Source organism: Thiohalobacter sp. COW1 (genome assembly GCF_016629505.1).
Taxonomy (GTDB): Bacteria; Pseudomonadota; Gammaproteobacteria; order Thiohalobacterales; family Thiohalobacteraceae; genus Thiohalobacter; species Thiohalobacter thiocyanaticus_A.
In genome coordinates this window covers 81,766-101,215 of sequence record NZ_AP024239.1, presented here as the reverse complement: position 1 = coordinate 101,215, position 19,450 = coordinate 81,766, and the positions used below count along the sequence as shown (strand labels likewise).

Sequence of the window (19,450 nt, the reverse complement as noted above, 5' to 3'; positions counted from 1 at the left end):
ATGACAGTCGCCGTCCTGCTGATGATCGACTCTCCGGCGCAGTCGGAGACATGCGAGGGACGTTTTCTCAACCCCATAACCGATATCTGCTGGGAATGCGTCCTGCCGGTGATGATCGATGAGCCTGGTGTATGCATCTGCCCGGCGCCGTGGCCGCAGTTCGTGCGGTTCGGCATCGTCTTCAGTTTCTGGGAACCGGCATGGCTGGTCGACGTGACCCGCGAACCGTTCTGCTTCACCAACCTGGATATGGAGATAGATCCCGGCTTCGATGCACCCACCGGCCGGCCTCGCAACAGCCCCGGAAGCCGCGACAAGAGCGCGTTCTATCAGGCGCATATCTATGAAAACTTCTTCTGGTCTGCGTCGTTCGGTTCGATGATCAATTCCGCCTGCAAACTCGCCTATTCGGGTGGGCCCAACTACTCGGTGGAGTGGATCACCGAGTTCGACCCGTTGTGGGCCGACGACGAACTGGCCTTCATCCTCGGGGCAGAGTCCGCTCTTTTCGCCAACACCATCGCCCAAACCGCCTGCGCCGCCGACTGTGTGGCCGCCACGGCAGGAAACCCGCTCGACCCACTATTCTGGTGCGCAGGCTGCCAGGGATCCATGTACCCCCTTGGCGGGAACACCTCGGAGCAGACGGGTGGCGTGATGGCCTCCGGTCTTCTTGCCGAGCGACTCGTGGCCAAGATGCATCGGCAGGGGCTGGCCTGGGATACCACAAGTTGGGAATGCGGAAACGAGCCGATGCCGATCATCAAGAAGAGCCAGTACCGCACCCAGATCACCTATCCGATCCCCCGCACCTCCAGTTGCCCGGCGTACGGGGCGACCGAGGTGCCCACGGCGATCGGTCAGGAGTTCCCCTACGCCGGTGAGGACTTCGGTTACCTGATTTGGAGGAAGCGTCGATGCTGCGTCAGCAACTGACACTCGCGCTTGCAGTGCTCGCCATTTCCGTCGCTGTCACCGCGGAGGAGAACCCACGCATTCAGGCAGTCGAGAAGGCGGAGGCCGCCATGGCTGATAGCCGGGTCAGCTCCGCCGAGGCGACCAGGCAGGCTGAGTCTCTGATGATGGAAGGGAATTCGGTTATGCCCACGGATGGGCGGTATTCCGGCGCGCCAGGAGGAAGCGCGCCGGTTGGCAAGGAGATGCGGCAGGTGACAAGCGTCGAACCCGCCCCCCTCGGCTCCATCGACGGGATCCGTCCGACCTCGCCCGACGTTGATCTCGACACCCTCATGGCGCGGTACGGCGCCATGCGCCCGACACCTGCATTGGCCGGCGACAGGGAGCAGCTGCTGGTGTTCATTTCCGCATCCGTGCCCAAGGAGTCGCTCCGGAGGTTGGCACGACAGGCAGCCAGCGTTGGGGCACCGCTGGTGTTGCGAGGGGTGGTCGGTGGTGATTTTCCGGCCACCGCGGAGTTCATGCACGACATCCTCGGCGAACCGGAAAACGATGACAGACCTCCGGCGACATCGTCCGAGAAGGGCCAGGGCCAAAGGAAAGCCCGCGCCCTGATTGACCCGACCCTGTTTGCACGGTTCGACGTTCGGCAGGTACCGGCAATGGTGCTTGTTCCTGACGGTGCGTGCGTGGCTGGGATTCGGGCATGCCCGCACGCCACACCGGTCCACATTCACGTCGCCGGCGACGTGACGCTCGACTACGTCCTCGATCACATCGCCCGCACACACCCCGAAGCAAAGTCTGTAGCCTATGCATTGCTTGCGCGGTTGGGAGGTACGCCATGACGAATCGTCAGCGACTATCGTCAAAACCGTTGGCCGTCGGTTGCTTTGCAGCCGTGCTCTACGTCATTTCCACCGCCACACCGGCCGAGACGTACGGAGACGCCATCGAGGACGGCAAATCCTATGGCGCGACCGTCAACTCCACGATGCCCGATGCCTCGACCCTGCCTCCGGAGTCCGTACCCGGGTACGAAACAGCGGCTCCCCCTGAAGCTGACCACTATGGCAACCCTGCGGGCCTCAGCGACGCGGCTAATCAGGCGGCGGCACAGAACGAGGCAGCGCAATCTGTCACGGAGGGCTTCGTCTCGCGTCCCATGTTCACCATCGATCAGTCCACCGACCCGATGTTCCAGCGCATGGGCGAGGTGGAGGCGAACGCCGCATCCATCACCGGCGCCATGCAGGGCGAGTACTCTTCCTGCCAGCCGGTAGCGCTGGAAACTCCGTATCCGCCGACCACCGAGGCGTGCTACGAGAACCGCCTGGCAGAAAACCATACGTGCTCCCGCATTCTGGTGGTGGCGTGTGATCCGGAGACTGACGGTTGCGATGCAGGTGGCATCGTGCCCGGCAGTTGGGCTGGCGACATGAGGGTGGCACTGACGCCGGCCAACAACGGCAACTTCATCCTCCAGTTCGGCACCATCGCCGACAACTATTGGGGCGGCTATGGCGCGGTGTACGACCGGACACTGACCTTCGAGATCACTGACGCGGATCTCATCACCAAGTTTGAACTTACCCGTGCCGCCTTCGATGACTGGTTGCTCGTCAAGGTCAACGGCACCGTTGTCTATGTCGGACCCTACGGCGGCGATCGCCTTGAGGTTGTCACTAATGACACCGGCTGGTTTCAACTCAAGCAGGTCCAGTACTGCGAGACCTGTTTCGGATCCCCCGAACTCTCCACAAGCTGGAACAAGAGCCCCAACGTCGACCTCACGCCCTACCTGGTGGAGGGCCCCAACACCATCTTCATGCGCACCGTCGTCGCTGGCGGTGGCGAGGGGGCGATCCAGATCACGACCCGGCAGAAATGCCCCCGCGACTGCCATGACACCTGGGACGACAGCCAGTGCGCAACGTTACAGGCGAGGTCACAACCATGAGAACGGCGCTTCTCCTGCTCATGTTACTGACCAACGCATCCGCTTGGGCTGCAATCGGGTGTCGCAAGACCAGCGAAGAGTGTGTGGCGCCGAACGAAACACGGTTGGTCAATGGTATGTCAGTGTTCCGCGAGTGCTGGGAGTACCAGGACACGTATGAGTGCCTGGCCCCTGACGTCACGGAGGACGCCTACTGCGACGAACTTCGGGCCAGGGGGTGCTCGCAGGTGGGTTCGCAATGCATCACCGAGTCGGACTCTGGCTGCATGACCTACGAGCAGACCTACGAATGTCCTTCGGATCAGCCGCCAGCCGAACAGGCGGTGCTCGACTGTGGCGGTCAGCTGTTCTGCCTCGAGGGGAACTGTTTCGACACCGGCTACCAGGCCAACGGAAACATGGGGCGCGTCGGCGCGCTGCTTTCCGTTCTCGAGGCGGTTTCCGACGAACTCTCGGTCGACACGATGGAGGTATTCAGGGGGGAGGACCGCCGCTGCGGCATATCGATTACCGACGCAATCGGCGCACAGAATTGCTGCCGGATATCCGGATGGGCCGAAGGTACGTTCAGCTGCAGTTTCGACGAGGAGCTGCTGGCCGACATGCGCCAGGCCGGTCGATGCCACTATGTCGGCACTTACTGCTCCCATGAGACTTTCTTTGGCATCTGCACGGTCAACACTCAGACCCACTGCTGCTTCGGCTCCAAGCTCTCACGCATCATCGCAGAGCAAGGTCACCCCCAGCTGGGCAAAGGATGGGGGAACGCCAGGTCACCGGACTGCAGTGGTTTCACCATGGATGAGGTCGCCTCGCTGGACTTCGAGGCCATGGATCTGTCCGAGTTCTATGCCGATGTGCTTGCCTCGATGCCCACCATCAACCCCGGTGAGATGCAGGATCGCATGACCGACCGAATGAACCAATTACTGCCATGAAGCGTATGAAGGTCAACGGGGCTATTCTCCTGCCGGTCGTGGTCGTTCTGTTCTGTTCTACCGCAATTGCCGAGGCCTCTGCGGCCGATTATTTCAGTCGCAATGCCGAGGGTTGGTTCTGGTACGAGAAGCCTGAGGTGATTCAGGACGAGGAGAAGCAGGAGAAAGTTGCCACGCCGGCAGACACTGTGGCCACGGTTCCGGATGACCCTCTAGATCAGCTCGAGCGCATTCAGAAGACCATCGCCCGGGCCGAGGCCAGGGCGGTGCTGTACCCGACCGAGGAGAACGTCGGCGAATACCTGCGCCTGAACCAGTGGCAGCTTAATCAGTCATCCCTGTTCTCGGACGTCTGGCGCCGGGTGGTGTGGCAGACCCCGGACCTTGACTACAGCCTGCGGCGCCCGGTCACAAATCTGGCCGTCCATGAGTTCCAAGATCAGAAAAATGCCGCCCAGGCACAGGCCGTGGCCCAAATTGCCAAAACCCACGGCCTGTTCTTTTTCTTCAAAGGCTCATGCCCCTACTGCCATGCCTTCGGGCCCATCCTTCGACGGTTCAGTGAGATGTACGGCATCGACGTGCTCCCCGTCAGTCTCGACGGAGGAACGCTCCCGGACTTCCCTCAGGCCAGAACGGATACCCGCGTCGCGACCGAGCTGGGCGTGGAGACCGTGCCCAGTGTGTTTCTCGTCGACCCGCGCCGCCGGAATGTGGTGCCGGTGGGCGCCGGCGTGATGAGTGTCGACGAGCTGGCCGAGCGTATCTATGTGCTGACCCAGACCGAGCCGGGCAAGGATTACTAGGAGTGAAGGAGAAGACCATGCGCAAGTTACTGTTAGCTGTCGCCATGACACTGGCCTGCGGGCCGACGGCCGCCAATGTCCAGTCTGATCTGAACAACTTCTTCGACAGCATGGGGCTCGCCTCCAACGTCACCCCCGGTGGCGCCTATGAGGGACAGACTGCCGGCTACTATACGGGTGGCAACCTCTTTGCGCGGGCACCTTCTCGTAACTACAACCTCATGACCGTCCAGTTGCCCAGCGCGAGAGCTGGTTGCGGCGGCATCGATCTCTTCACCGGAGGTTTCTCATTCATCAACTCCGACCAGCTGGTCGCCATGATGAAGAACATCGGCTCCAACGCCGTGGGGCTGGCCTTTCAGGTGGCGCTCTCGACCATCAGCCCGAAGCTTTCCGGGCTCCTGCAGGACATGCAGGACATGGCCAACAAGATAAACTCCTCGAGCATTAACTCCTGCGAGGCGGCCGCCAACATGCTTGGCGGGATGCTGCCGAAGACGGAGGCGTCGCAGAAGGCACTGTGCCAGAGCATCGGTACCGGTGACGGCATCTTCGGTGACTATGCGGCGAGCCGCCAGGGATGCGGTACCGGAGGCCAACGCTCCTCCATCATCGCCGGCGCACGCACCGATCCTCGCTTCAAGGACCTGATTCCGGACGGGAACATCGTATGGAATGCCCTGAAGAAGATCTCGTCGACCAGCGCCGACACACAGCTAGCCGAGATGGTCATGTCGCTGACCGGCACCGTGATCTACCCGCTGGCCCCCAACGACGACACCCCTATCACACCCCAGATCCTTCCACCCACCATCAAGGCAGAGAACGACAGGGATCTCCTGGCCTTCCTCAAGGGGGGCGAAGTCACGATCTGGCGCTGTGACAGCACCGGCGAGTTCGAGTGCCGTTCCCCCACCAAACAGACCATCACGCTCAGCGCCAACAACGGCTACTCGGCACGGGTCGCGGCCCTGCTCACCGGCATGATCGACAACATGTACAGCGAGAGCCCGTTGTCGACTGAGCAGCGCAATCTGCTGAATGAAACCTCCCTGCCCGTGTACAAGATGCTGAACGTGGCAACCGCCTACAGCCCGGCATACGCCGAGAACTGGAAGTCGGCCTACGCCGACTCCATCGCACTCGATCTGATCTACCAGTACTTCAAGTCGCTTACCTATGTCGTGGGCGATGCCGTGAGCCTCCTGCAGCTTCCCGAGGCCATCACCGAGGACTTCCGCAAGCGTGTCTCCTCAACCCGCACCAGCCTCGAGCGCATGCGCTCCGACAAGACCACTCAGGTGGACCAGACCATCCAGATGATGCAGGAGAGCATGACCATTGAACGGATGCTGATCTCCGCCATGTCGCCGGGCCTTGCCAACTCTGTCCAGTGGTCCAAGGCCGTGCAATGAGGAATCACCATGTCAGCATGCACGGAAATGGGTGACGTAAAGACCGCAACACCGGGAGGTCGGTGATGCCGGTCTGGGAGATCTACACCTACGGAAACGGCGAGTTTCTGTCGATGATATTCAACGGGGTGGTTGCCCTGGTCGGGGACAGCAACTTCACCACCTTGATGCGACTGGCAGGCATCTTCGGTCTGATGTGGGTCAGCATTAAGGCAGCCCTTTATAGAGGCCCCGTGGAGTGGACCTACGTGCTCTGGTTCATGCTCATCTACGGAGTGCTGTTCGTACCCAAGGTCGACGTGGTAATCGTCGACCGGCTCGACAACAATCATACGCGCGTGGTGGCCAATGTACCCTGGGGCCTCGGAACCTTCGCCGGTGCGACCGCCAAGATCGGTGACTGGTTCACCCGGAGCACAGAAGCGGTCATGACCCTGCCCGATGATCTGCGCTACCAGCGCAACGGTGTGGTGTTCGGCTCCACGCTCATCGAGGCGGCCTCCCAGTTCGAGATCACGGACGGCCGCTTCGCTGGCAACATGAGCGAGTTCACCCGCCAATGCGTCTTTTATGACGTGCTGTTCAGGCGCTACACCTGGACGGACCTCCTCGAGGCCGAGGATGCGTGGGAGTTCATCAAGAGCAACACAGCCTCGACCTCCCGCTCCTTTGCCTACATCGCGGCCGACGGCTCTCAGTCCATCATTGCCTGTCAGACAGGCGCCCAGGGGGTGCTGTCCACCGACTGGAACACGGAGATCGACCGCGCCAAACGTCTCTACGGCAAGCGATTCAATTCCAACCTGACCATGACGGACGCCGCAGCCAAGCTCATGTCGGACCTCCCCGTAAGCTACGACTATCTGGCGGGGATATCGAAATCCGGTGGCGACATCATCCGCGCCAACATGATGGCCAATCTGTTTCGCCGGGCATTCGGCAATGCGGCCGCGGCCGCCGATGCCGGCGCTGCCGCCCAGGACTTCGCCGTGGCCCAGGCCGAGCAGCAGCAGCGATCCACCTATGCGGTAATGGGAAAGCTCGCTTCCAAGTTCCTCCCTTTGCTCAAGAACATCTACGAGGGCCTGCTATATGGCATGTTCACCTTCCTGTTCCTGGTATTCATGCTGCCCATCGGGGTGAAGATATTCCTCGCCTACCTCAAGAACATCGTCTGGCTGCAACTCTGGGCGCCTCTGTACGCCATCCTGAACCTGCTCATGACCCTGCACGCCCAATCCGACTCCACAGCTGCAGCGGCACAGCTGGGCGGCCAGGCGCTCTCCCTTGCCACCCACTCTGGCCTGATGGCCGTCAACACCGACACGGCTATCATCGCCGGCTACATGGGCCTGTCGATCCCCCTCATCGCCTACGGCCTGGTCTCGGGCGGCCAGATGGCCCTGACGCAGCTGGCGGCCCAGGTAGGCGCCGTCGCCCAGACGGCCGCGAACCAGGCATCGGCTGCCGCGGCCACCGGCAACATCAACCTGGCAAACCTGGGTGCCTACAACACCGGCATGTTCAAGCACGACACCAACGCGACCACGAACTACGGCCAGGGGCAGTACAACGATCTCGGCGGCAACACCCACACACTCGCGCGAAACGGAGCGCATGGCCAGGTCAACCTGAAAACCGATCTGGGAACCAACGCTGAGTTGGGCGAAGCGATTCAGTTCGCCAAGCGGGATGCACTGTCCAATCTCGAGCAGGCGACAAAGACCGAGGCACGACAGTATGCCGATGGACTGACCGGCAGTCTGGACACTGCAATGGACATGTCCAGATCCACGGGCTTCGGCTTCCAGAAGGGCGATGGCTGGAACCAGCAGGACGCGGCGGCCTGGAGCCGGCTGGCACAGCAGACTGAAGAGGTCAGTCAGCAACTCCAGGACAGGTATGGGTTCAGTCAGGAGCAGGCAGACAAGATTGCTTACACAGCAGTTGCTGATTTGCATGCAAGTGTCGACGTCCGCGGCGGTGGTCCTGGAGGACAAGGAGTGTCAGGAGGTGCGGGAATTGGAGGCCAACTCAGGGTACAAGGTGACCATACAGAAACCGACAAGCTGACCCAGGCCTACGAGACGGCCCGCTCCTCATTGGATCGGCAGACCGTCAACGAGGGTGTCCAGGCCCTGGAGAATTACGGCCGCACGACCAACTACCAGGCCACGGAAAGCGGAAGCGACGAACTCTCGTCGAGGCTTCACTCATCCCTGCAGGACACCCAACGCCACGAGCAAAGCTGGCAGAAGGCGCGCTCCGAGCAGGTCCAGGCACAGGAAGAGTGGTCAAGGGTCGGAACCGACAGTCAGTCGATCCGGGCCAACATCATCCCGGAATTCGCGGCCGACATGCGCGCCTCCGGGCACAGCCAGGCACAGGAGCTGTTGTCCGACCCCACACGCAGCCGCGAACTTGCCCAAGTAGCCGCGAGCTGGGCCGCCAACAAGTTTGGGGGTGCCTTTGAGGGCGATCAGGCGGCTTATAACGCTATTGAGTTCGTCACCAACCCAGGTTATGGCCAGACAGGCTTTGCCATGGGACAGCGCCAGGAGACCGCCATCAAGGTTGAAAGCGCAGAGCAGGCTGTTGATCAGGCTGACCGGGAATACCAACGCACCGTCGCTGGCGATGGCGCTGTACGCCATGCTGTGGATCGGCATGAAAATCAGGTCCTCCACAAACCGCTCAGCCCTGACTCGCCCCACTCGGGCGCTGCACCGCTAGGTCTTGATCCTGACAAGCTGGGGCAGACGCCGTTTGCGGATCGGCAGTGGGTCAATGACTTCAAGGAAGAAGTGGACGCCAAGTCCGATCCGGATCTGGGGCAGGCATCACTGGAGATCGACGAGGCGTCGGGCCATGCGGCCGGTGAGCGTCACCTGCGCGAGAGTGAGGTCAAGGAGAACATTGAGGAGGGTAAGAAAGAGACTAAAGACTGGTGGCCGTTCTGAGGTAGCGGCCAAAGTAGGCCATTGCCGACCACATCAATCGTCGCGACCGGGACGGAAAAAGAACCAATAGTCATCCTCGTCCTTTCTCCTGCGTTCGTGATAATCACTCCATTCCTCCCCCGTCAGCGGTCGCGAATTCGGGTGCCGCAGAATCCATACGACAGCTCCCAGCAGCAGCGCAAAGAAAATCACGAAAAACAGTCCGATGCTCATTTTCCTCTCCTCCAATATGGATATTTAGCCCCACCACCCCCCAATGTCAACCATGCTATCCTGGTAACGCAATGTTTTCTTGCGAATCCTGTTTCGCAAGTTTATACTCCCTCTCCTAAAGAGGGAGCCTGCCATGCTTGAACACCTGTCACAGAGACTCATCGGCTATCGCGTCAAGGCTGCCCGCGAGGCGGCCGGCTGGACACAGGACCGGCTGGCCGAGGCCATGGGCCTGAAAGACCGCCAGAGCGTTTCCGATATCGAGAATGGCAAGCGGGCGCTCAAGCCGGATGAACTCGTCCTGCTGACCGACACCCTGGATCGCGAACTCGACTTCTTCCTCGATCCATTCCAGGTTGCCGGCGAGGCCCAGTTTTCCTGGCGCGCCTCCCCCGGACTGGCCGAGGACAGCCTGGACGGTTTCGAGCTGAGGGCCGGTCAGTGGATCGGCCTGCTGCGCTGGTTGCGTGAGAAGGAGCAGGACCGCTCCAACCCCCTCAAGCACACCCTGCGGCTTACCGCGCAGTCCTCATTCGAGGATGCGATCGCCCGTGCCGAAAGCCTGGTCGAGGCGCTCGACCTGGGTGTTGTTCCGGCCGAGCGGCTGGCCGAGAAGATCGAGCAGGAACTCGACATCCCGGTCCTGTACGTCGACACGATCGAAACCCCGGAGGGGGATTCGATCTCCGGCGCGACCTGTCATCTCCAGGATATGGGTATGATCCTGATCAACCGCAACGAGCCGGAGGCCCGTCGCTTCTTCGACCTGGCCCATGAACTGTTCCACGCCCTGACCTGGGATGCCATGAAGCCGGATCACCGCGAATCCAATTCGGTCGAGGACCGGGCCAAGGGCAAACGCATCGAGCAGCTGGCCAACAACTTCGCCGCTGCTCTGCTGATGCCCCAGGCTTCTTTGGCGAATCTGATCGACAAGCGTCGAATCGATGACGTAAGCCATCTTGCTGAGGTGGCCATGCAGTTGCGTGTCGCGCCAGTGGCCCTTGCCTGGAGACTGTTCAATCTGACCTGGATCGGCGCCGAAACACGGGATGCCCTTCAACAGGAGCACCAGCGTCCATCCGTGGCCGGTACGCCGAAGCGATTCTCCCCTGCCTTCATTAACATGCTGCACCGCGCAATCGACAGAGGCCACCTGTCCGCCCGCAAGGCGGCAAAGGCGATGGGTGCAACTCTGACGCAGCTTGTAGACCTGTTTGCCGAGCACTCCCTACCCTCCCCCTTCGAACTGTAAGGGGTACGCCGGGCATGGCAAAGACGCGGGTATTCATCGACACCAACATCATCATCGAGGCATTCCGGACGGGCTGCTGGACGGCGATCTGCAACAGGTTCGCTATCGAGACCGTCGACAAATGCGTCGAGGAAGCCCTCACCGGCAACCCCGATGATCCCGCGCGTGTACACATCGACAGGGATGCCCTTCTGGAAGGACTTGCCGGCCGGCACCAGGTAGGGAAGTTAGAGCTGGCGAAGCTCGTCCTTACCCATCCCTCATGCCACGGCCTCGATGATGGCGAGCTGCATCTCCTCGCCTGGCTCCATGCCCAGGGGCTGCTTCCCAATGCCCTTATCCTCGTTTCCACGGCCGATAAGGCGGCTATCGTGGCCACCGGTAATATCGGATGGCTCGACTCGCTTACTTCCCTGGAGCATCTGGCCAACGAATCCGGTGTGACACATGGTCAAATCAGTGCCCTGGCCCGTCATTATCGCGCAGGTTGGTTGGATGAGATCCGAGTAAAAATCCGTCTTGGAGTCATTCCATAGGAGGTCTTGCATAAATATGGCTGGCAACCATAACGCATCGACATTCGCCGTCGACGACCCTGAAATTGCAGAGGTCCTCGACATGCGCACGGGCTCGATCATCCCGGCTCATGAGGCTATAGGTTCGGATTACGACCAGGCAATGGCCCTTCGCATGGAGCTCGGTGAGGCCCGCGCCCGCAGTGAACCAGTCTACGTCTGTCCCTTGTGTGGCACCCCGGTCTACCTTGTATCCCGGAAGGAGACGCGGCGATTCTTCTTTCGGCACGAGTTGGAAGACGGCCGATGCCCTGCCAAAACACGCGGCGAACTCAACGAACAGGAAATCAATGCGCGCAAATACAATGGCGCTAAAGAAAGCCACGCTCATATCCGCATGAAGCAGATCATCGCAGAGAGCCTGCGATGCGATCCAAACTTCTCGGATGTGAAAGTCGAGGCAGTATGGAGAGGGCAGGAACGAGCCACCTGGCGCAAACCGGATGTGCAAGCTCTCTACAAAGGCTTACCCGTTGCCTTCGAGATACAACTTTCAACGACGTTTCTTCGCGTCATTGCCGAACGACGCGATTTCTATCAGCGTGAGGGTGGTTTGCTCTGCTGGATATTCAAGTCCTACGACGAAGACCGCGCTCGTCTGACCCAAGACGATATCTTCTACAGCAATAACCATAACCTCTTCCTCGCCAGCGAAGACACGTTGACGGCATCACGAAAAGTCGGGCGATTGATGTTGGACTGCCGCTGGGCCGAGCCCTATGTCGCGACTAGCCAGGTCGAAACCCGCTGGTCCGAAAGAATCGCCCCATTCGACGAATTCCAGCTTGATCAAAAACGGCAACGGATCTTCCTGTTCGATTATGAAACTGCCGTGTCCCGTGCAAGAGATGAATCAGAAGAAGCGGCCCATCAAAGGACGCAGGAAGCTATCCGACGACGCTTTGCCGAGTTCTGGATAAACAGGGGCGGAATAAACGCTTCCAGCGCTGGTTGGAAACAAGTGCGTGATGAATGGGCAGAACTTCAACTTGAACTGTCTTTGGAGGGCTTGGATATTCCAGATCACCCCGGTGAACATTCACTTGCTGGCGCACTGAATGCATTCTATTCGGCACGCGAAGGAAGACCGGTGGGCTGGAAATTCAACAAGCTCATAGAGGTTGCGCATTGTGTGCATGGTCGCCACAAGGGGTATCTGCGCCGCTTCCGGCAACTTCTATTGACATACAACCGGAAAAATCAGATTCGAAGCGAGGACCGCGAGGGGAAATGGCAGGCAAAGGTCCAACAATATGCCCCACTTCTGAAAGCCAATGACCCGACGTACGAGTCCGACAGCCAATACGCCGAACTATTCGAATTCCTTTTCCCCGAGCTTGTAGGGCACGAAGTCACCTGTGCTTCCAACGGAAAAGGCTAAACGGCGGACATGAAGGGAAGGGGCAGTAATGGGAAGGGGCTTATCCGAAAGGGCCGTCACAGCGCCATATGGGGCGCTGTTTCAAATGGAGAAAGGGCCTGTAAAGATGAAACCTCTGGATATCGACCGTCAATGCCAGGAACCACGCAAAGCATGATGCGGGTATATGCGGCAAAAAGCGGTAGACAGTCGGTGATTACCTTAATATATTGAGCAGCATTTAGGGTTGCGGCCCATCCCAAGCATCCAGCCGATTCAGGGATATGGCGGAGTGACACTAAACCTGACTGTTTATGGGGTTAATAATGACTGCGTTGGAAGACCGCTGGCTTTCCGTGGGTGAAATTTGCACCTACCTCGGGGTGAGCAATGACACGGTTTACAGGTGGATTGAAAAGCATGAAATGCCCGCCCACCGAGTCGGGCGTCTCTGGAAGTTCAAGAAAGAGCAGGTTGACGCATGGGTCGAAGCAGGCGGCGCAGCAGAACATTCAGATAACCAGAAAAAGCGCTAAGGAATAAGTCGTAAGATGAATCATCAGACCCACAACTCCATTGTCAACTTCATCTGGGGCATCGCTGACGACGTGTTGCGCGATGTCTATGTACGCGGCAAGTACCGCGACGTAATCCTGCCGATGACGGTTATCCGCCGCCTTGACGCGCTCTTGGAGCCGAGCAAGGAAAAGGTGCTCGGCATGAAGAAGCAGCTCGACGGGGCCGGGATCGCCAATCAACACGCCGCCCTCTGCCAGGCCTCCGGCGAGGCCTTTTACAACGTTTCGCCCTTTACCCTGCGCGACCTGAAGAACCGCGCCAAGCAACAACAGCTCAAGGCCGATTTCGAAGCTTATCTGGATGGCTTTTCACCCAACGTCCAGGAGATCCTCGACAAGTTCAAGTTTCGCAACCAGATCCCCACGTTGATCGAGGCCGACATCCTCGGCCACCTGATTGAGAAGTTTCTCGACGGCCGCGTCAATCTCAGCCCCAAACCGGTGCAGGACGTGGACGGCAACGAGATCCTTCCGGCGCTCGACAACCATTCGATGGGCACCATCTTTGAGGAGCTGATCCGCCGCTTCAATGAAGAGAACAACGAAGAGGCCGGAGAGCACTTCACGCCCCGCGACGTGGTCAAGCTCATGGCCGACCTGATCTTTCTGCCGGTGGCCGACGACATCGAATCGGGCACCTACCTTGTCTATGACGGGGCCTGCGGCACCGGTGGCATGCTGACCGTGGCGGAGGAGCGCCTCGCCGAGCTGGCCCAGAGTCACGACAAGGATGTCTCCATCCATCTGTTCGGTCAGGAGGTGCAGCCGGAAACCTACGCCATCTCCAAGGCCGACCTGCTGCTCAAAGGCGAAGGGGCCGAGGCCGAGAACATGAAGTACGGCTCCACGCTCTCCAGCGATGCCTTTCCGTCGCAGGAATTCGACTTCATGCTCTCCAATCCGCCCTACGGCAAGAGCTGGAAAACCGACCTGGAACGACTGGGCGGTAAGGGTGACATCAAGGACCCGCGCTTTGTCACCCAGCACGGCGGCGACCCGGAATACAAGATGATCACCCGTTCCTCGGATGGGCAGCTCATGTTCCTGGTCAATAAGCTCTCCAAGATGAAGCACACCACCCGCCTCGGCAGCCGCATTGCCGAGGTTCACAACGGCTCATCGCTCTTCACCGGCGACGCCGGTCAGGGCGAGAGCAACATCCGCCGCTGGATCATCGAGAACGACTGGTTGGAGGCCATCATCGCCCTGCCGGACAACATGTTCTACAACACTGGCATCGCCACCTATATCTGGATGCTGACCAACCGCAAGAGCGAGGAACGCAAAGGCAAGGTCCAACTCATCGACGCCACCGAATGGTACGTTCCGCTGCGCCGCAATCTTGGGAAGAAGAATTGCGAATACTCCGAGGAACACATCCGCGCCATCTGCGACCTGGTGGTCAATCCGGTCGAAACCGAGAAATCCAAGATCTTCCCCAACGAGGCCTTCGGCTACTGGAAGGTAACGGTGGACCGCCCGCTGCGCCTCGCCGTTGACTTGAGCCCGGCCCGGGTGGGTCGGTTCGAGCGAACCTGCGCCAAGGCCAAAGAAGAGCCGCTGGTCAACCTGGCCCGCCGCGTGGCTGATGCTCTCGATGCTGGGCCGCACCTGGACTTCAATGCCTTCATGAATGCCTGCGACGTCGATGCCGACAAGCACGGTGTCAAGCTCACTGCCAAGCGCAAGAAGCTGCTGCAGAGCGAACTCTGCGACACCCGCGAGGACGCCGCACCGGTGCTGAAGAAGATTTACAAACCCGGCAAGGCCACACCCGATCCCATCCATGGTCTCTTCGAAACCGAGGTGAACGGCAAGACCTGTGTGGTCGAATACGAGCCGGATACCGCCCTGCGCGACAGCGAGCAGGTGCCGCTGCTGGAAGAAGGCGGCATCGAGGCATTCTTCCGGCGCGAGGTGCTGCCCTACACCCCGGATGCCTGGATCGACCCGGGCAAGACGTTGGTGGGCTATGAAATCTCCTTCACTCGCCATTTCTACCGGCCAGCGCCCATGCGTACCCTGGATGAGATTAAGGATGACATCTATGCCCTGGAGCAGGAAACCGAAGGGCTGCTGGAACAGATTGTCGGGGAGGCTGAATAATGAAGCTGGCCCCTTATCCAGACTACAAGGACGCGGGTGTGAGCTGGGTCGGGAGCATTCCCGCGCATTGGCCTGAGAAGCGGGCAAAATATTACTTCAAAGAGATCGATGAACGCTCCCAGGCAGGCGACGAAGAAATGCTCTCGGTGTCGCACATCACGGGAGTGACACCCCGCAGCCAGAAGAACGTAACCATGTTCAAGGCCGAGTCGAATGTCGGCCAAAAACGCTGCCAACCAGGCGATCTGGTCATCAATACGATGTGGGCCTGGATGTCTGCACTCGGTGTCTCGAATCATGCTGGAATTGTAAGCCCCGCTTATGGCGTTTACCGGCCAAGAAGCAACCAGGCCTACGATAACTATTATCTCGATCATCTGTTGCGGATTGAAGGATATCGGTCGGAATATATTTGCCGGTCAACGGGCATTCGCTCTTCACGGCTCAGGCTCTATCCCGATAAATTTCTGAGCATGCCGGTGGTCTGCCCTCCGCAGGAAGAGCAACAGACCATCGCACGATTCCTGAAGGCGCAGGACCGCTTGTTCCGTAAATTCATCCGCAACAAGCGGCGGCTCATCGAACTGCTCAAGGAGCAGAAGCAGAACGTCATCAACCAGGCCGTGACCCGGGGGCTTGATCCCAACGTCAAACTCAAGCCCAGCGGCGTGGAATGGATCGGAGATATTCCGGAGCATTGGGAGGCCAGACGGCTCAAAACCATAGCCAATGTTGTTCTCGGAAAGATGTTAAAAACGTCTCCCTCAAAAGACGATCAACTCAAGCCTTATTTGCGGTCTGCCAACATTCAGTGGTTTGAAGTGAACCTTTCCGATGTCGCTTCCATGTGGTTTTCACCGGCGGAGATGGAGCAGTACCGCATATCGAAAAACGATATTTTGGTAAGTGAAGGTGGCGAGGTCGGCCGTGCATGCATTTGGAAGGACGAACTTGAAGAGTGCTATATACAGAATTCGGTTCACAAAGTCACTGCCGGTGCAGAGATTTTGCCACTCTTTCTCCTGTATCAGTTTTCTGCCTTCGGCGGCAAAGGTGTTTTTAAGGCGATTGTCAATCGGGTCAGCATTGCGCATTTAACCAGAGAAAAGCTCGTCGCAGTCTCTTTCTGCAAGCCGCCGTTGGAGGAACAGCGGGCGATTATTGCTCACATCAACGAGAAGTGCGCAGAGATCAGCCAGGCGATTTCAAGGGCCGAGCGTGAGATCGAGCTGATGCGCGAATACCGCACCCGACTGATTTCCGATGTGGTCACCGGTCAGGTGGACGTGCGCGGCATCGAGGTGCCGGAGGTTGCCGAGGACGAACTGCTGGCGCTGGAAGAGGACACCGCCGATGCCGATGACGTGATCGATGACGAGGGGGATATGGATGAAACCGACTGACACCAGCGAAAAGGGCCTGGAATCGATCATCGTCGCCTCCCTCGTGGAGGCGGCAGGCTACCTCCAGGGCGACCCGCAGGACTACGACCGGGAACACGCCGTCGACCTGGCCAAGTTGCTACAATTTCTCGCCGCCACCCAGCCCGACACCTATGAGGCGCTCGGCATCGACGAGGAAGGCCCCAAGCGCACCCAGTTCCTGCACCGCCTGCAGGGCGAGATCGCCAAGCGCGGTTTGGTGGATGTGCTGCGTGGCGGCATCAAGCACGGCCCGTCCCATGTGGACCTTTTCTACGGCACGCCGACGCCTGGCAACGTGAAGGCGGCGGAACGGTTCGCGGCCAACATCTTTAGCGTCACCCGCCAGCTCCGCTACAGCCGCAACGAGACCGCGCTCTCCCTCGACATGGCCGTGTTCATCAACGGCCTGCCCATCGCCACCTTCGAACTCAAGAATAAGCTCACCAAGCAGACGGTGCTCGATGCCGTGCAGCAGTACCAGCGCGACCGCGACCCGAAGGAGCTGTTGTTCCAGTTCGGCCGCTGCGCCGTCCACTTTGCCGTGGACGATCACGAGGTGCGTTTCTGTACCCATCTCAAGGGCAAGGGCTCGTGGTTTCTGCCCTTCGACAAGGGCTACAACGACGGCGCTGGCAATCCGCCCAACCCAGCCGGGCTCGCCACCGATTACCTGTGGAAGGAGACTCTCTCCAAGGCGGGTCTGACCGACATCCTGGAAAACTACGCCCAGGTGGTGGAGGAAAAGGACGAGAAGACCGGCAAAAAGAGGTACAAGCAGATCTTCCCTCGCTACCACCAGTTGAAGGTGGTGCGCATGCTGCTGGCTAATGCAGCCGAGAGCGGCGTCGGCAGGCGCTATCTGATCCAACACTCGGCGGGCAGCGGCAAGAGCAACTCCATTGCCTGGCTGGCGCACCAGCTCGTGGGGCTGGAGCACGAGAGCAAGGCGTTGTTCGATTCGGTCATTGTGGTCACCGACCGGCGCGTGCTCGACAAGCAGATCCGCGACACCATCAAGCAGTTTGCCCAGGTTTCCGCCACCGTCGGCCATGCCGAACATTCCGGCGACCTGCGCAAATTCCTCAAGGCCGGGAAAAAGATCATCATCACCACGGTGCAGAAGTTCCCGTTCATCCTCGATGAGATCGGCGACGAACACCGCAAGAGCAAGTTCGCCATCATTATTGACGAGGCCCATTCCAGCCAGGGTGGCAAGACCACCGCCGCCATGAACCGTGTACTGGAAGAGACCGCGCCCTATGGCGACGAGGAAGAGACGGTCGAGGACAAGATCAACAAGATCATGGAAGGCCGGAAGATGGTGACCAACGCCAGCTACTTCGCCTTCACCGCGACCCCCAAGAACAAGACCCTGGAGATCTTCGGCGAGCCGGACCCGCAACCCGACGGCACCGTGAAGCACCACCCGTTCCACAGCTACACCATGAAACAGGCCATCCAGGAGGGCTTCATCCTTGATGTGCTGAAGAACTACACCCCGGTGGAGAGCTACTACCGCCTGGCCAAGACGGTGGAGGACGACCCGCTCTTCGACGCCAACAAGGCCCAGAAAAAGCTGCGCCGCTATGTGGAGTCCCATGATCATGCCATCCGCGAGAAGGCCGAGATCATGGTGGACCACTTCCATGCCCAGGTGATCGGCCACCGCAAGATCGGCGGCCATGCCCGGGCCATGGTCATCACCAACGGCATTGTGCGGGCCATCCAGTATTTCCACGCCTTCAAGGATTACCTCAAGGAGCGCAAGAGCCCTTACGAGCCCATCGTGGCTTTTTCCGGGGAGCACGAGTACGGCGGCAAAAAGGTCACTGAGGCGACCCTGAACGGCTTTCCCAGCAGTCAGATCCCGGACAAGGTTCAGCAGGACCCGTACCGTTTCCTGATCGTCGCCGACAAGTATCAGACCGGCTACGATGAACCGCTGCTGCACACCATGTACGTGGACAAGGCGCTTTCCAGCATCAAGGCGGTGCAGACACTGTCGCGCCTCAATCGCGCCCATCCGCAGAAGCACGACACCTTTGTGCTCGATTTTTACAATGACTCGGAGACCATCCAGAAATCGTTCGAGCCCTATTACCGCACCACCATCCTCAGTGACGAGACCGACCCCAACAAGCTCCACGATCTGAAGTCGGATCTGGACGGCTACCAGGTTTATTCGCAAGCGCAAATCGACGACCTAGTGGGGCTCTACCTGAACGGCGCGGACCGCGACAAGCTCGACCCGATCCTGGATGCCTGCGTGGCCACCTACAACACCGATCTCGATGAAGACGGCCAGGTGGACTTCAAGGGCAAGGCCAAGGCCTTCGTCCGCACCTACGGCTTTCTGGCCTCGATCATCCCGTACTCGAATGCCGACTGGGAGAAGCTGTCGATCTTCCTGAACTTCCTGATCCCGAAGCTTCCCGCGCCCAAGGAAGAGGATCTGTCCCGGGGCATCCTGGAGGCCATCGACATGGACAGCTACCGTGTCGAGGTGAAGACCAGTCTGAAGATCGGTCTTGCGGATCAGGATGCCGAAGTCGGACCGGTGCCGACCAGCGGAGGTGGCCGCAAACCGGAACCCGAGTTGGACCAACTGAGCAACATCATCAAGGCGTTCAACGACCAGTTCGGCAACATCGAGTGGAAAGACGGCGACAAGATCCGCAAGGTCATCGCCGAGGAGATCCCGGCCAAGGTGGCGGCTGACGCGGCCTACCAGAACGCGATGAAGAACAACGACAAGAAGACCGCCCGGATCGAGCACGACGCCGCGCTGCAACGCGTCATGATCGACCTCTTGTCCGACCACACCGAGCTGTTCAAGCAATTCAGCGACAACCCGTCATTCAAGAAATGGTTAGGCGACACCATCTTCGGCGCGACCTACCAAGCAGCACCATAACCTTTCCCAATCAAGGAAGGGTTGGACG

General features: G+C 59.6%; 15 protein-coding genes. 14 read left to right on the top strand and 1 reads right to left on the bottom strand.

The genetic code is table 11. From position 1 onward, the window contains the following. From COW1_RS00400 to COW1_RS00370, 7 genes are all read left to right on the top strand, one after another. On the top strand, positions 1–936 hold the full coding sequence (locus tag COW1_RS00400; RefSeq protein ID WP_201345035.1) for a TraU family protein: 936 nt from the start codon (positions 1–3) through the stop codon (positions 934–936). Then, entirely contained in the window at positions 918–1,766 is an 849-nt protein-coding gene (trbC, locus tag COW1_RS00395) for a type-F conjugative transfer system pilin assembly protein TrbC (RefSeq protein ID WP_201345034.1), read from the top strand. The genes COW1_RS00400 and trbC overlap by 19 nt, the downstream gene beginning before the upstream one ends. Then, positions 1,763–2,878 (top strand): hypothetical protein, encoded by a 1,116-nt coding sequence (locus tag COW1_RS00390; RefSeq protein ID WP_201345033.1) that lies wholly within the window; start codon positions 1,763–1,765, stop codon positions 2,876–2,878. Before trbC ends, COW1_RS00390 begins: the two co-directional genes overlap by 4 nt. Continuing rightward, the gene (locus COW1_RS00385) at positions 2,875–3,816 is read left to right on the top strand and encodes a conjugal transfer protein TraN (RefSeq protein ID WP_201345032.1); all 942 of its coding nucleotides are present in this window, start codon (positions 2,875–2,877) and stop codon (positions 3,814–3,816) included. The genes COW1_RS00390 and COW1_RS00385 overlap by 4 nt, the downstream gene beginning before the upstream one ends. Continuing rightward, on the top strand, positions 3,813–4,622 hold the full coding sequence (gene traF / locus COW1_RS00380) for a type-F conjugative transfer system pilin assembly protein TraF (protein WP_201345031.1): 810 nt from the start codon (positions 3,813–3,815) through the stop codon (positions 4,620–4,622). Before COW1_RS00385 ends, traF begins: the two co-directional genes overlap by 4 nt. A 17-nt stretch (positions 4,623–4,639) precedes the next feature. After that, positions 4,640–6,037: a conjugal transfer protein TraH gene (locus tag COW1_RS00375; protein WP_201345030.1), complete on the top strand. Its 1,398-nt coding sequence runs from the start codon at positions 4,640–4,642 to the stop codon at positions 6,035–6,037. 65 nt (positions 6,038–6,102) lie between these two features. Beyond that, a complete protein-coding gene (locus tag COW1_RS00370) occupies positions 6,103–8,997 on the top strand; it encodes a conjugal transfer protein TraG N-terminal domain-containing protein (protein ID WP_201345029.1) in 2,895 nt (964 codons plus the stop codon). Between the two features lie 33 nt (positions 8,998–9,030). On the opposite strand, the gene COW1_RS00365 is transcribed toward COW1_RS00370, so the two are convergent. Further along, on the bottom strand, positions 9,031–9,210 hold the full coding sequence (locus COW1_RS00365) for a hypothetical protein (protein WP_201345028.1): 180 nt from the start codon (positions 9,208–9,210) through the stop codon (positions 9,031–9,033). A 133-nt stretch (positions 9,211–9,343) separates the two neighbouring features. On the opposite strand from COW1_RS00365, the gene COW1_RS00360 reads away from it, so the two are divergent. The 7 genes from COW1_RS00360 (at position 9,344) to COW1_RS00330 (ending at position 19,422) form a co-directional block, all read left to right on the top strand. Further along, positions 9,344–10,465: a helix-turn-helix domain-containing protein gene (locus COW1_RS00360; RefSeq protein WP_201345027.1), complete on the top strand. Its 1,122-nt coding sequence runs from the start codon at positions 9,344–9,346 to the stop codon at positions 10,463–10,465. Between the two features lie 14 nt (positions 10,466–10,479). Then, a complete protein-coding gene (locus COW1_RS00355; RefSeq protein ID WP_201345026.1) occupies positions 10,480–11,001 on the top strand; it encodes a hypothetical protein in 522 nt (173 codons plus the stop codon). A gap of 16 nt (positions 11,002–11,017) precedes the next feature. Beyond that, positions 11,018–12,421: a DUF6035 family protein gene (locus COW1_RS00350; protein ID WP_201345025.1), complete on the top strand. Its 1,404-nt coding sequence runs from the start codon at positions 11,018–11,020 to the stop codon at positions 12,419–12,421. 305 nt (positions 12,422–12,726) lie between these two features. Next, positions 12,727–12,936, top strand: a complete 210-nt coding sequence (locus tag COW1_RS00345) for a helix-turn-helix domain-containing protein (RefSeq protein ID WP_201345024.1) — start codon at positions 12,727–12,729, stop codon at positions 12,934–12,936. A gap of 15 nt (positions 12,937–12,951) precedes the next feature. Then, positions 12,952–15,084 (top strand): class I SAM-dependent DNA methyltransferase, encoded by a 2,133-nt coding sequence (locus tag COW1_RS00340; RefSeq protein ID WP_201345023.1) that lies wholly within the window; start codon positions 12,952–12,954, stop codon positions 15,082–15,084. Beyond that, positions 15,081–16,487, top strand: a complete 1,407-nt coding sequence (locus COW1_RS00335) for a restriction endonuclease subunit S (RefSeq protein ID WP_370590910.1) — start codon at positions 15,081–15,083, stop codon at positions 16,485–16,487. Before COW1_RS00340 ends, COW1_RS00335 begins: the two co-directional genes overlap by 4 nt. After that, the gene (locus COW1_RS00330; RefSeq protein ID WP_201345021.1) at positions 16,474–19,422 is read left to right on the top strand and encodes a type I restriction endonuclease subunit R; all 2,949 of its coding nucleotides are present in this window, start codon (positions 16,474–16,476) and stop codon (positions 19,420–19,422) included. Before COW1_RS00335 ends, COW1_RS00330 begins: the two co-directional genes overlap by 14 nt. Positions 19,423–19,450: the final 28 nt, after the last annotated feature.